Below are 13,257 nucleotides of genomic sequence, written 5' to 3'. Positions count from 1 at the left end.
CTTCATCACCCAGCTGTTTACCTCCGCCGACAGCCTTGAGGCCAGCAGCGACGAATCGCTGCTGGCCCGTTATCGCGAGGGTGACGGCAGGGCATTCGAGATCCTGTACGCCCGTCATCGCCAGAGCCTTTACCGGTTTCTGCTCGGTTTGAGCGGCAAACCGGAACTGGCCGACGAGGTTTTCCAGGAGACCTGGCTGAGCCTGATCCGCAGCGCCAGTCAGCCACAAGGCCGGGCGACCTTTCGTACATGGTTGTTCCAGATTGCCCGCAATCGCCTGATCGACCACTGGCGCAAACACGGCGCCCGGCAACCGCTGCATGACAGCTATGACGAGCAATTCCACGCCGTCAGCGACGACGCCTCCGATCCCGAACAATTGCTCAACCTCAGCCGCGACAGCCAGCGCCTGGAGAGCGCCCTGCAATCCTTGCCCGCCGACCAGCGCGAAGTGTTCCTGCTGCGCGCCCATGGCGACCTCGACCTGGCGCAAATCGCCAGCCTCACCGAAACACCGCTGGAAACCGTCAAGAGCCGCTTGCGCTACGCCCAGCAAAAACTGCGTCGGCTGCTGGCCGAGGAGGTACTGACATGACGGATACCCGCCTGACACCCGAAGAGCAAGTGCTCAAGCATGTGCGCGAACAGCACAACGCCGAGCCGCCGGCGCATCTCGATGCGCTGATCCTAAACGCCGCCCACCGTGAAACCCCGGCGCCAAGGCAGAGCCTGTGGCAACGCTGGCTCAAGGCCTGCCAGAAGCCGCGCTACCAGGTGGTTTTCGCCAGTCTGGTCGGCATCGCGCTGATGCTGTCGCTGTTGCAGCGTGCGCCGGAACCCGTGGCTCAATTCGATTTCGCCCCTGCTGCCAAACCGGCTGCGCCTGGGGTCCGCCAGGAGGCCCGATCGCTGTCGGCTCCTGCCGGCGCACTTTCCGCGCCAGCTCCCGCGCCGATGGCGGAAATGGCCGCGCCGATGCAGAGCGAATCGATCAGCGCCGACACGGCGGACGAAGCCAAGGTCAGCAAGCGCGCCGCCGCCCCGGTCAACGGTCTCGACGCGCAACTGCGCGAAGTCCTGCGCCTGCGCGAGTCCGGCCAGTCGCAAGCGGCCGACAGCCTGTTCAACAACCTGCACAAGCGCTACCCGAACGTGAATCTCGACCTGCGACTGGAAAAAATCCGCAAGAACTGACTGTATCAGCCATCCGCCATTTGGCATTGACCCGCAAAAACGCGCACTATCGGGTCATTGCCGATGCGCTGGAGGATGCCGTGGCCCAAAAAATCGACCGCATCGCCCAAATGCTCAACTGCCCGGTCAAGGGTGAGGAACTGCGGCGGGCAGTGACGGAGAGTCGCAAGGAGTTTCTTCTGGCCAAACAGGCCGAAGAGGATCTGGAGGACGACGTTCTCGATGATGACTTGATCGAGGACGAAGAAGACGATGATGAATATGACGAGTTTGACTGGACGACGGAGTGAGTCGCCAGCCAGCAGGTACAAAAAAGCCCCGGACCATCACAGTCCGGGGCTTTCTCGTTTAAATCAATGGCGCACCAGGCGGGATTCGAACCCACGACCCCTGCCTTCGGAGGGCAGTACTCTATCCAGCTGAGCTACTGGTGCAGCGGGCGACATCATACCTAGGTCGGCTCGGGGCGTCCATGCCGGGTTTTGGCGTGGATTGTCAGTGCAAGTGTCGGTTAGAAAACCCTGTATTCCATAAAGCTGTAACGTCCTGCAAAAGGCTCGCTTGGCGCTTTGGGGAGGCTGTTCTATGGTTTCCCTGCGATCGGGGCTGTGGGTACGTTGATCTGAAATGTTCAGCAATTGCGGCGTTTTTGTTCTTTTTTTCGAACGCCCTATTGTCCTTCAACCCCTTTGAACCTAGGATTCGTTTGAGATTTCAAACGCTCCTGATCCAGGTGCTGAGCCGCACGCGTTTCGAGTCGTGCGCTATTCATGTGCCAGCCCGGTGAATGATTTCCCTGACGGCAGCCTTGCGAGGCGCCTTTCTACAATCATAATTTTGCTCCGCGCCTTGCGCGGTGCTGTTAAGGAAAGCCGACATGCAGCTTAAAGACACCCAGTTGTTCCGCCAGCAAGCCTTCATCGATGGCGCATGGGTCGACGCGGACAACGGTCAGACGATCAAGGTCAACAACCCGGCCACTGGCGAGATCCTGGGCACCGTGCCGAAGATGGGCGCTGCCGAAACCCGCCGCGCCATCGAAGCCGCCGACAAGGCGCTGCCGGCCTGGCGTGCACTGACCGCCAAGGAGCGTGCAGGCAAACTGCGTCGCTGGTTCGAACTGATGATCGAGCACCAGGACGACCTCGCTCGCCTGATGACCCTCGAGCAAGGCAAACCGCTGGCCGAAGCCAAGGGCGAAATCGTTTACGCCGCTTCGTTCATCGAGTGGTTCGCCGAAGAAGCCAAGCGCATTTACGGCGACGTGATTCCGGGCCACCAGCCGGACAAGCGCCTGATCGTGATCAAACAACCGATCGGCGTGACCGCTGCCATCACCCCGTGGAACTTCCCGGCGGCGATGATCACTCGTAAGGCAGGTCCTGCGCTGGCCGCCGGTTGCACCATGGTGCTCAAGCCGGCTTCGCAAACGCCGTTCTCCGCATTCGCTCTGGCCGAACTGGCCCAGCGCGCCGGCATCCCTAAAGGTGTGTTCAGCGTGGTGTCCGGCAGCGCCGGCGATATCGGCAGCGAGCTGACCAGCAACCCGATCGTGCGCAAACTGTCCTTCACCGGCTCGACCGAAATCGGTCGTCAGCTGATGTCGGAATGCGCCAAGGACATCAAGAAAGTCTCCCTGGAACTGGGCGGCAACGCGCCGTTCATCGTGTTCGACGACGCGGACCTGGATAAGGCCGTCGAAGGCGCGATCATTTCCAAGTACCGCAACAACGGCCAGACCTGCGTCTGCGCCAACCGTCTGTACATTCAGGATTCGGTCTATGACGCGTTCGCCGAGAAGCTGAAAGTGGCAGTCGCCAAGCTGAAGATCGGCAACGGTCTGGAAGAAGGCACCACCACTGGCCCGCTGATCGACGAGAAAGCCGTGGCCAAGGTGCAAGAGCATATCGCTGACGCCGTGAGTAAAGGCGCGACCGTTCTGGCCGGTGGCAAGCCGATGGAAGGCAACTTCTTCGAGCCGACCATCCTGACCAACGTGCCGAAAGACGCGGCGGTGGCCAAGGAAGAAACCTTCGGTCCGCTGGCGCCACTGTTCCGCTTCAAAGACGAAGCCGAAGTGATCGCGATGTCGAACGACACCGAGTTCGGTCTGGCCTCGTACTTCTACGCTCGCGACCTGGACCGTGTGTTCCGTGTGGCTGAAGCCCTGGAATACGGCATGGTCGGCGTCAACACCGGGCTGATCTCCAACGAAGTCGCGCCGTTCGGCGGCATCAAGGCCTCGGGCCTGGGTCGTGAAGGCTCCAAGTACGGCATCGAAGATTACCTGGAAATCAAATACCTCTGCCTGGGCATCTAAGCCTCGGTAGAAGATCGCTGTAAACGCAAAGGGCACGAGAGCGCTGTCCCTTTGCGTCGTTTCAAACCGGAATTTTCTCTGCGGCCGGGAACGCCGTGGCAGTCGATCATCGCATGCTGCCACCGCCGATTCCTCCCGCTTTATCCTTGAACCACGCCGCCCGATGAGCGGCGAATGAGGACTGTAATGAGCAAGACTAACGCTGAACTGATGGCCCGTCGTACCGCAGCTGTTCCACGTGGTGTTGGCCAGATTCACCCGATCTTCGCCGAGTCCGCGAAGAACGCGACCGTGACCGACGTTGAAGGTCGTGAATTCATCGACTTCGCCGGCGGTATCGCCGTACTGAACACCGGCCACGTGCACCCGAAAATCATCGCCGCCGTGACCGAGCAGCTGAACAAGCTGACCCACACCTGCTTCCAGGTGCTGGCCTACGAGCCGTACGTTGAGCTGTGCGAGAAAATCAACGCTCGCGTACCGGGCGACTTCGCCAAGAAAACCCTGCTGGTGACCACCGGTTCCGAAGCCGTTGAAAACGCCGTCAAGATCGCCCGGGCCGCCACTGGCCGCGCTGGCGTGATCGCCTTCACCGGCGCCTACCACGGTCGCACCATGATGACCCTGGGCCTGACCGGTAAAGTCGTGCCTTACTCGGCCGGCATGGGCCTGATGCCAGGCGGCATCTTCCGCGCGCTGTACCCGAACGAACTGCACGGCGTGAGCATCGACGACTCGATCGCTTCCATCGAACGCATCTTCAAGAACGACGCCGAGCCGAAAGACATCGCCGCGATCATCATCGAGCCTGTGCAGGGTGAAGGTGGTTTCTACGTCGCGCCGAAAGAATTCATGAAGCGTCTGCGTGCCCTGTGCGACCAGCACGGCATCCTGCTGATCGCTGACGAAGTGCAGACCGGCGCTGGCCGTACCGGCACCTTCTTCGCCATGGAACAGATGGGCGTTGCTGCCGATCTGACCACCTTCGCCAAGTCCATCGCTGGCGGCTTCCCGCTGGCCGGTGTCTGCGGCAAGGCCGAATACATGGACGCCATCGCGCCAGGTGGCCTGGGTGGCACCTACGCCGGTAGCCCGATCGCTTGCGCCGCGGCCCTGGCCGTGATGGAAGTGTTCGAAGAAGAAAAACTGCTGGACCGCTGCAAGGCTGTCGGCGAGCGTCTGGTTACCGGCCTGAAAGCCATCCAGGCCAAGTACCCGGTGATCGGCGAAGTCCGTGCTCTGGGCGCGATGATCGCGGTCGAGCTGTTCGAAAACGGCGACAGCCACAAGCCAAACCCGACCGCCGTCGCGGCTGTGGTGGCCAAGGCGCGTGACAAGGGCCTGATCCTGCTGTCCTGTGGCACGTACGGCAACGTGCTGCGCGTCCTGGTACCGCTGACCTCGCCGGACGAGCAACTGGACAAAGGCCTGGCGATCATCGAAGAGTGCTTCTCGGAGCTGTAATCCGCAGCACCGTGTGATCGGATCGACAAAAAACCCGCTTCGGCGGGTTTTTTCATGCCGGGAGAAACACCTGCGCGGTTTTCAGGTTGTACCGAAACGCCAGCATTGGCTAAGGTTCAAGCATTGCAAGGGAGGGCGAGCATGACGGCCGTTGATTTACCCGCTGTACCGAGAGTCCTGATTGCCGAGGCCGACCCGTGGTCTCGTGACCTGCTCAAACAAGTGTTGCTGAATGTGCGCTGCGATGCGCGGCTGGATCTGTGCGCCGATGGCCAGGAGGCAATGACGCTGCTCAGCGAAGTGCCCTATGACCTGGCGATCGTCGACTGGGAGTTGCCCGGCGTCGATGGCTTGAACGTATTGCGCAGCGTGCGCCAGCGCAGACGCAATCCGCCGCTGCCGTTCATTCTGATGAGCAGCCGCAACGACAGCGCCAGCGTGCGCGAAGCCTTGCCGCTGGCGCCGACCGCTTATCTTGCCAAACCCCTGAACATGGAAAGCCTGACCGAGCGTTTGCAGGGACTGCTGCTGAACGCCGGCGAAGAAGTGTTCTGTGAAGTACCGGCGCTGGCGCCGGGCATGACATTGTCGGTGTTCCTCGAACGCCGCCGCGAGCAGGCCGACGGCGCGCCGCTGATGACCGACGTGCAGGTGGCGGTCAAGCGCAGCCTCAATCCCAACGGCCTGGATCTGAAGCTGCTGGAAGAGGAAATTCGCACCGACCCGCAGATCACCGCCGTGTTGATCGCCGCCGCCAACAGCGCCGCCCAGCACCACGGTGCGCCAGTGCAGACCCTGGCCCAGGCGCTGCATCGTCTGGGCACCGGTCAAAGCATGAACCTGATCCTTGGTTTGGCACTCAAGCGCAGCGCCCGGCTCAGCGACCCGTGTCTGGCCGACTACGCCGAGCGCTATTGGGGCCTGTCGCTGCACACCGCCGAGTACGCCCGCACGCTGGCGCGGCTGCTCGATCTGGATCAGGAGCGCTGCTATTGCGCCGGGATGCTCCACCGCCTCGGTGATCTGGCTTTGCTGCGTTGTCTGCAGGAGTGGAAGCAGGCTGGCGGCGAGCTGGATGAGCTGGAGGAAGTCGGCGATGCGCTGGCCGAATTCGGTGCGGCGTATGGCTCGGCGCTGCGCACTCGCTGGCGTTTGCCGTTGGAACTGCGCGAGCTGATTGCCTCGGTCTACCAGCTCGGTGGCGGGGTGTATTCCCGCGAGGCACTGGTGATGAACATGGCGGCGCAGATGGCGCGGCTGACCGAGCATGAAGGCGTCGAGGAACTGGCGAAGAGCCGCACGGCGCGCTTGCTTAAAATCGGCTTGCCTGAGCTGATGCGGATGCGCAAATAGCGGTTTGATTGCGCATCCAGTCTTGAATCAGGCGGAAATGATCCGGTTCTTGCCCTGGCGCTTGGCCTCGTACATCGCCGCGTCTGCGCGGGCGAACAGGGTGTCGAGGCTTTCATCTTCCGGGGTGAGGCTGGTCAGGCCCTGGCTGACGGTGATACCGAACGTCTGTTCACCATGGTTGAAACTCAGCCGCTGGATTTCCCGTTGCAGCCGTTCGGCCACCTGCATCGCCATGTCCGGCGCACAGCCCGGGAAAACCGCAGCGAATTCCTCACCGCCAATCCGTCCGAACAGGTCTCCCCGGCGCAATGATGCTCGCCCGCATTCGGCGATCCGTTGCAGCACGTTGTCGCCCTCCGGGTGGCCGTAGGTGTCGTTGATCACTTTGAAGTCATCGATGTCCAGCAGCAGGAACGCCATTTGCGCGCCTTGCAGGCGGGCTTGTTCAAATTCCCGGTGGGCGCATTCGAAGAAGTGTCGGCGATTGCTGCTCTGGGTCAGTACGTCGGTGGTGGCCAGGCGTTGCAGCTCGGTTTCCATTTGCTTCTTGTCGGTGATGTCTTCGGCGAAGCCGACGATGATCACCGGTTGCCCCGGTTCGTCCTGACGATTGATGAAGCACTTGTCGCTGACCCAGCGAACCTGGCCGTCGGCGGCGATGATCCGGTATTCGCGGTCTTCCACGGCGCCTTTGTGCAGCACTTCGGCGAGGCTGCGTTCGGCGTATTCCAGATCATCCGGGTAGATGCTGTCGCGCCACTGGTTGTAGTCGGCCAGCAACAGGCCGGCGGAACGACCGAAGATCCGCTCGTAAGCGGGGCTGACGTACAACACCTGACGGGTTTCCCAGTTGAAGGCCCAAAGCACGGCGTTGACGCTGACCAGCAGCGAACTGAACAGCTGCTCGCGTTCGCTGAGCCGGGCGACTTCGCCCTGGGCGTGCATCAATGCCATCAGGGTTTGCGCGGCCTCGGGCCACTGGGGAGGGGATGAGTCTTTTTGATTGTTGTTGACCATCGACACGAATCTCAAAGGGCGTGCCGATCAATCGACAACGGCCACGGGAAAACCCGCCGGGGGTGGCGAAGTGTCTTTGAGATAGGGGATCGAGGGTGAAGTTCCGAAGGGTGCGCCCGGGAACCGAGCGCACCGATCAACGGCACTCAGGCTGCGACAGGGCGCAGCGAGTAGGTTTTCAACTGGTCAGCGAATTCGCGCAGTGACTGGATGCCGCTGGCCTCGGCCTCGTGTACCCATTCCTTGATGGCGGCGAGCATGTCGTGGCCATTTGCGCTGGTCTTGACCCAGATCTGCTGCAGGGCCAGACGTTTCTCGTAGATTACCTTCAGCGCCTGGCTGTGCTCGAGCATGTTCTGGATGCGCGCGTGGTGGCGATCTTCCAGCAGGCTGGTTTCCCGCGAGAGCAGGCGTTTGGCCCGGTGGAACTGGTGGCGTACCGAATGATCGACCTTGGCCAGTTCCTGCTTGACCAGCGGCCCGATCACCAGCTTGCGGTACTGGGCCATGATCTGGAAGCGGTTGTTGAGGATCGCCATGGCGGTGTCCATGTCCAGGCTGCCCTTGCCTTCGACGCGGTGGGCGATCGGGGCAACACGCTGGACCTTGGCCAGGCGCAGGAAGCTGAAGACCTGGATCCAGGCCCAGCCGAGGTCGAACTCCCACTTCTTGACCGACAGCTTGGCCGAGTTGGGATAGGTGTGATGGTTGTTGTGCAGTTCTTCGCCGCCGATCAGGATGCCCCACGGCACCAGATTGGTCGCCGCGTCGCGGCATTCGAAGTTGCGGTAGCCAACGGCATGGCCCAGACCGTTGACCACACCGGCCGCCCAGACCGGAATCCACATCATCTGGATCGCCCAGATGGTGATGCCGATGGTGCCGAACAGCAGCAGGTCGACGACGGCCATGATCGCCACGCCCAGCAGCCTGTAGCGGCTGTAGAGGTTGCGCTCGATCCAGTCTTCGGGGCAGTTCTTGCCGTAGATGCGCAGGGTTTCCGGGTTCTGCGCTTCTTCGCGGTACAGCTCGGCACCTTTGCGCAGGACGGTGGAAAGACCCTTGACGACCGGGCTGTGCGGGTCGTCTTCGGTTTCGCATTTGGCGTGGTGTTTGCGGTGGATGGCAGTCCACTCGCGGGTGTTCTGCGCCGTGGTCAGCCACAGCCAGAAACGGAAGAAATGCTTCAGGCCGGCATTCAGCTCCAGGGAGCGATGGGCCGAGTAGCGGTGCAAGTAGACCGTGACGGCAACGATCGTCACGTGGGTCATCACCAGGGTGACGGCGACCAGCGACCAGGCCGACAAGCCAAGAAAACCTTCGTACCACATAGGCTATAGGGCCCTCGATAAAGAAAAAACAGCCGTTGCATTATCACCAAGCACACAGATAAAACCAGTCGCCCTTTCAGATAAGAGATGGCTGGATGTTTCTTGACCTATAATCCCGACATTTTTGTAGGGACATGGACGGCCGAATGTCTGCCACTTACCGCGATGCCTTGCGTGCAGCGCTGCTTTACCTGGTCCTTGCCGTAGTCTGGCTGCAAGGCACTGGTTATTTATTGAACAGTTTCTTCGATAGCTCTGACGAGTTGCTGCGCTGGCAACTGATCAACGGCTACCTGTTCGTGGCGCTCAGCGCCGGGTTGATCTTCCTGGCCCGGGCGCGGCTGTTCGAATGCCTGGGCATCGGCGCCCGATTGCGTGAACGCCAGGCGGATCGCGAACGCCTGCGTCAGGCCGCTGCGGTATTCGATTGCACCCGCGAAGGCGTGCTGGTCACGGACCGGCAAGGGCTGATCGTGCACGTCAATCGCGCCTTCATGGAAATCACCGGTTATCAGCGCGATGAAGTCATCGGCCAGCAGCCCAGCCTGTTCAAGTCCGGGCATCATCCGCCGGGGTTCTATCAAGCGATGTTCGCTTCTTTACAGGCGCGGGACGAATGGAGCGGCGAGATCTGGAACCGGCGCAAGAGCGGTGAAATCTACCCGCAATGGCAGACGATCCGGGTCATTCGTGACGATGACAACCGGCTCAGCCATTACGTCGCGGTGTTTTCCGACATCAGCGCGATCAAGGATTCCGAGCACGAACTCAAGCACCTGGCCCACCACGATCCGCTGACCGACCTGCCCAACCGCCTGCTGTTCAGCGACCGCGCCGAACAGGCGCTGGCATCGGCGCAGACCCACAAGCGCGGTTGCGCGCTGCTGATGATCGATCTGGACCACTTCAAACTGATCAATGACAGCCTCGGTCACACCATCGGTGACCGTTTGCTCAAGGCGGTCGCGGCGCGTTTGCAGGTGTTGTTCGGGCCGGGCATCACCCTGGCGCGGCTGGGCGGCGATGAATTCGCGGTTCTGCTGGAAAGTTGTCCACAGCCGGCACAGGCGGCAGCGCTGGCTCAGCGTATTCTCGATGCGCTCAAGGAGCCATTCTGCCTCGACGGCCATGAACTGTTCATCAACGCCAGCCTCGGCATCAGCCTGTTTCCCAGCGATGCACTGAGCGCCGAACAGCTGTTGCGCAACGCCGATGCGGCGCTGTTCAAGGCCAAGAGCAGCGGCCGCAATGGCTACGCGCTGTACACCGAAGAGCTCACGGCTCACGCCCAGCAGCGGGTCGAAATCGCCTTCGAGTTGCGCCGCGCGCTGGAGCAGCAGGAACTGCGGGTCTACTACCAACCGGTGCACGACCTGCAAACCAGTCGCCTGATCGGCGTCGAGGCGCTGGTGCGCTGGGAGCATCCGCAGCGGGGCCTGGTGTCGCCGGCGGAGTTCATCCCGATTGCCGAGCGCGCCGGGCTGATCTCGGAAATCGACGCCTGGGTCATGCAGCAGGCCTGCCGGCAGATGTGCCAATGGCAGCAGGCCGGGGTGGTGCTGTCGTTTGTCGCGGTGAACGTGTCCTCGCGGTTATTCGCTCGCCGCGAGTTGTATCAGCAGGTGGCGCAGGTGCTGCACGAGACCGGCCTGGATCCGGCCTATCTGGAACTGGAAGTCACCGAAAGCGCGGTGATGGACGATCCGGAAGTCGCGCTGGAACAGATGCATCGTTTGCGCGAACTGGGCATTCGTCTGGCCATCGATGACTTTGGCACCGGTTATTCGTCGTTGCTGCGGCTCAAGCGCCTGCCGGTGCAGAAGCTCAAGATCGATCAGGGTTTCGTCGCCGGCCTGCCGTGGGACGAGGACGATGCGGCGATCGTCCGGGTGATCATCGCCCTGGCCCGCAGCATGGGCATGCAGGTGCATGCCGAGGGCATCGAGCAGGTGGAACAGGCCGCGTTCCTGCTGGAGCAGGCCTGTGATCTGGGGCAGGGCTACTGGTTTGGGCGGCCGGTCCCGGAAGCGCAAATAGACTGGAACCGGGCGCCCTTGATCGGTTGATGACGGCGTACGGCGGGTTTGCCGGCGGGCAAATCCGCCGCAAACCCTTGCTGCATCACATAATGTTTTCCAGTTATATAAACATTCTTAAATAGTCTTTTTAAGAATATCCGCGCCTCTCTTATATTGCTCCCACGCCGAACGCAGTGCCGCCCACTGCCAGGCATATCCCATACAAAGGAGCAGCACCATGAGCGCATCCCTGCGTAGCGTTGACGGTCAGGACGAAAGCACCATCCTGCGTGAAATCCAGAGCGCCTTGCGCGACCTGCGTTTCGGCGCGGTGGAAATCACTGTGCATAACGCCCAAGTGGTCCAGATCGAACGCAAAGAGAAATTCCGCTTGCAGCAACCGGGCAACAAACCGAGCTGAACCCAGAAAGATTCCAGCCTGCGCCCGCTCTTGCCGGGGATCAATGCAAGAGTGGGCGCAGGCGGTGATCTTTACAGGCAACCCGATTTTCGCAATCCATAAGAAAAAGCCACCACCAAGAATTCCAGGAGCTTTCACCATGTCGTCGATTCGCCGTTACGCTTTGGCCGCCCTGGCCAGTGCTGTGTTTGCCGGTTCCGCGGTTGCCAAGGATTACGAACTGCTCAACGTGTCGTATGACCCGACGCGCGAGCTGTATCAGGATTACAACGCCGAGTTCGTGAAGTACTGGCAGTCGGAGCACGCCGGCGACACCGTGAAAATCCAGCAATCCCACGGCGGTTCGGGCAAGCAGGGCCGTGCGGTGATCGACGGTCTGCGCGCCGACGTCGTGACCCTGGCCCTGGCCGGCGACATCGATGAAATCGCCAAGCTCGGCAAGACCCTGCCGGCCGACTGGCAGAAGCGTCTGCCGGACGCCAGCACTCCTTACACCTCGACCATCGTGTTCCTGGTGCGCAAGGGCAACCCGAAAGGCATCAAGGACTGGGGCGATCTGATCAAGAATGACGTCTCGGTGATCACCCCGAACCCGAAAACCTCCGGCGGTGCACGCTGGAACTTCCTCGCGGCGTGGGCCTACGGCCTGAAAGCCAACGGCGGCAACGAAGCCAAAGCCAAGGAATACGTACAAACCCTGTTCAAACACGTACCGGTTCTGGACACCGGCGCCCGTGGCTCGACCATCACCTTCGTCAACAACGGTCAGGGTGACGTGTTGCTGGCCTGGGAAAACGAAGCCTTCCTGGCGCTGAAGGAAGACGGCGGCAAGGACAAGTTCGACATCGTCGTACCTTCGCTGTCGATCCTCGCCGAACCACCAGTGGCCGTGGTCGACAAGAACGCCGAGAAGAAGGGCAACGAGCAGATCGCCGAAGCCTACCTCAAGCACCTGTACAGCCCGGCCGGCCAGGAAATCGCGGCGAAGAACTTCTATCGCCCGCGTGACAAGGACGTGGCTGCCAAGTACGCCCAGCAGTTCCCGAAACTGGAGCTGGTGACCATCGACAAGGACTTCGGCGGCTGGAAAACCGCACAGCCGAAATTCTTCAACGACGGTGGCGTGTTCGACCAGATCTATCAGGCGCAGTAATCTCAAATGAAACGAGCCTGATGCTCAGGCACGAAACCATGTGGGAGCGGGCTTGCTCGCGAAGAAGGTGTGTCAGACGACGTAAATGTTGAATGATAGGGCCCATTCGCGAGCAAGCCCGCTCCCACATTGATGCGTTTTTAACCAAGGACTTTTATGTCGCGTCGTATCTCCCCCGTCATACCCGGCTTCGGGCTGACGCTGGGCTACACCTTGGTGTACCTCAGCCTGATTGTGCTAATCCCGCTGGCGGCGATGTTCGTCCACGCCGCCCAACTCACCTGGGATCAGTTCTGGACGATCATCTCCGCGCCCCGCGTGCTCGCCGCATTGAAGCTGAGCTTCGGCACCGCGCTGTGCGCCGCGATCATCAACGGCATCATCGGCACGTTGCTGGCCTGGGTGCTGGTGCGTTACACGTTCCCGGGGCGCAAGGTGATCGACGCGATGATCGATCTGCCGTTCGCCCTGCCGACCGCGGTGGCCGGTATTGCGCTGACGGCGCTGTACACCCCGACCGGACTGGTCGGGCAGTTCGCCGCCGACCTCGGTTTCAAGATCGCCTACACCCCGCTCGGAATCACCCTGGCGCTGACCTTCGTGACCCTGCCGTTCGTGGTGCGCACGGTGCAGCCGGTGCTGGCGGACATTCCGCGTGAGGTCGAAGAAGCGGCGGCGTGCCTCGGTGCCAAACCGTTGCAGGTGTTCCGTCACATTCTGCTGCCGGCGCTGTTGCCGGCCTGGCTGACCGGTTTCGCCCTGGCGTTCGCCCGTGGCGTCGGCGAGTACGGTTCGGTGATATTCATCGCCGGCAACATGCCGATGAAAACCGAGATCCTGCCGCTGCTGATCATGGTCAAGCTCGACCAGTACGATTACACCGGCGCTACCTCCATCGGCGTGTTGATGCTGGTGGTTTCCTTCGTCCTGTTGCTGCTGATCAACTTGCTGCAGCGGCGCATCGAAACCCCATAAGGAGGCGCGAA

At 61.4% G+C, this 13,257-nt stretch carries 12 protein-coding genes and 1 tRNA gene; 10 read left to right on the top strand and 3 right to left on the bottom strand.

Translation table 11 applies throughout. The features are described 5' to 3' along the window. The first annotated feature begins 13 nt into the window (after nucleotides 1–13). The 3 genes from L6D74_RS09445 to L6D74_RS09435 are packed head-to-tail and all read left to right on the top strand — an operon-like array spanning nucleotide 14 to nucleotide 1,484. A complete protein-coding gene (locus L6D74_RS09445; protein ID WP_371855319.1) occupies nucleotides 14–595 on the top strand; it encodes an RNA polymerase sigma factor in 582 nt (193 codons plus the stop codon). Next, nucleotides 592–1,194, top strand: coding sequence for a hypothetical protein (locus tag L6D74_RS09440; RefSeq protein WP_236188843.1), 603 nt, complete (start codon nucleotides 592–594; stop codon nucleotides 1,192–1,194). Before L6D74_RS09445 ends, L6D74_RS09440 begins: the two co-directional genes overlap by 4 nt. A 20-nt stretch (nucleotides 1,195–1,214) precedes the next feature. After that, nucleotides 1,215–1,484, top strand: coding sequence for a hypothetical protein (locus L6D74_RS09435; protein ID WP_232253888.1), 270 nt, complete (start codon nucleotides 1,215–1,217; stop codon nucleotides 1,482–1,484). Nucleotides 1,485–1,551: 67 nt separating this feature from the next. Here L6D74_RS09435 and L6D74_RS09430 read toward each other — a convergent pair. Beyond that, nucleotides 1,552–1,628: transfer RNA gene (locus tag L6D74_RS09430), tRNA-Arg, on the bottom strand. Between the two features lie 443 nt (nucleotides 1,629–2,071). On the opposite strand from L6D74_RS09430, the gene gabD reads away from it, so the two are divergent. The 3 genes from gabD to L6D74_RS09415 all read left to right on the top strand — a co-directional run bounded on the left by gabD (nucleotide 2,072) and on the right by L6D74_RS09415 (nucleotide 6,331). Then, a complete protein-coding gene (gene gabD, locus L6D74_RS09425; RefSeq protein ID WP_236188841.1) occupies nucleotides 2,072–3,514 on the top strand; it encodes an NADP-dependent succinate-semialdehyde dehydrogenase in 1,443 nt (480 codons plus the stop codon). A 186-nt stretch (nucleotides 3,515–3,700) separates the two neighbouring features. Then, nucleotides 3,701–4,978, top strand: a complete 1,278-nt coding sequence (gene gabT, locus L6D74_RS09420; protein WP_007957613.1) for a 4-aminobutyrate--2-oxoglutarate transaminase — start codon at nucleotides 3,701–3,703, stop codon at nucleotides 4,976–4,978. 141 nt (nucleotides 4,979–5,119) lie between these two features. Continuing rightward, nucleotides 5,120–6,331 (top strand): response regulator, encoded by a 1,212-nt coding sequence (locus L6D74_RS09415; RefSeq protein ID WP_236188839.1) that lies wholly within the window; start codon nucleotides 5,120–5,122, stop codon nucleotides 6,329–6,331. A gap of 27 nt (nucleotides 6,332–6,358) precedes the next feature. On the opposite strand, the gene L6D74_RS09410 is transcribed toward L6D74_RS09415, so the two are convergent. Both L6D74_RS09410 and desA read right to left on the bottom strand, forming a co-directional pair. Then, nucleotides 6,359–7,348 carry a GGDEF domain-containing protein gene (locus tag L6D74_RS09410; protein WP_085613312.1) on the bottom strand — a complete coding sequence of 330 codons (990 nt, stop codon included), beginning with the start codon at nucleotides 7,346–7,348 and terminating at the stop codon, nucleotides 6,359–6,361. Between the two features lie 146 nt (nucleotides 7,349–7,494). Then, entirely contained in the window at nucleotides 7,495–8,679 is a 1,185-nt protein-coding gene (desA, locus tag L6D74_RS09405) for a delta-9 fatty acid desaturase DesA (protein ID WP_039772978.1), read from the bottom strand. Between the two features lie 146 nt (nucleotides 8,680–8,825). Here desA and dibA point away from each other — a divergent pair, with 146 nt between their 5' ends. The 4 genes from dibA to cysT all read left to right on the top strand — a co-directional run bounded on the left by dibA (nucleotide 8,826) and on the right by cysT (nucleotide 13,246). Further along, nucleotides 8,826–10,745, top strand: coding sequence for a phosphodiesterase DibA (dibA, locus tag L6D74_RS09400; protein ID WP_236188838.1), 1,920 nt, complete (start codon nucleotides 8,826–8,828; stop codon nucleotides 10,743–10,745). Nucleotides 10,746–10,935: 190 nt separating this feature from the next. Next, nucleotides 10,936–11,118, top strand: a complete 183-nt coding sequence (oscA, locus tag L6D74_RS09395; RefSeq protein WP_039772974.1) for a sulfur starvation response protein OscA — start codon at nucleotides 10,936–10,938, stop codon at nucleotides 11,116–11,118. 139 nt (nucleotides 11,119–11,257) lie between these two features. After that, complete coding sequence (locus L6D74_RS09390) at nucleotides 11,258–12,271, top strand: sulfate ABC transporter substrate-binding protein (RefSeq protein ID WP_011331904.1); 1,014 nt, start codon at nucleotides 11,258–11,260, stop codon at nucleotides 12,269–12,271. A gap of 156 nt (nucleotides 12,272–12,427) precedes the next feature. Next, entirely contained in the window at nucleotides 12,428–13,246 is an 819-nt protein-coding gene (gene cysT / locus L6D74_RS09385) for a sulfate ABC transporter permease subunit CysT (protein ID WP_007952818.1), read from the top strand. The last annotated feature ends 11 nt before the right edge of the window (nucleotides 13,247–13,257 follow it).

The organism is Pseudomonas pharyngis (assembly GCF_021602345.1).
In the GTDB taxonomy this organism is placed as follows: domain Bacteria; phylum Pseudomonadota; class Gammaproteobacteria; order Pseudomonadales; family Pseudomonadaceae; genus Aquipseudomonas; species Aquipseudomonas pharyngis.
The sequence above is the reverse complement of the archived record's forward strand: the minus strand, read 5'-3'. Positions and strand labels throughout refer to the sequence as shown.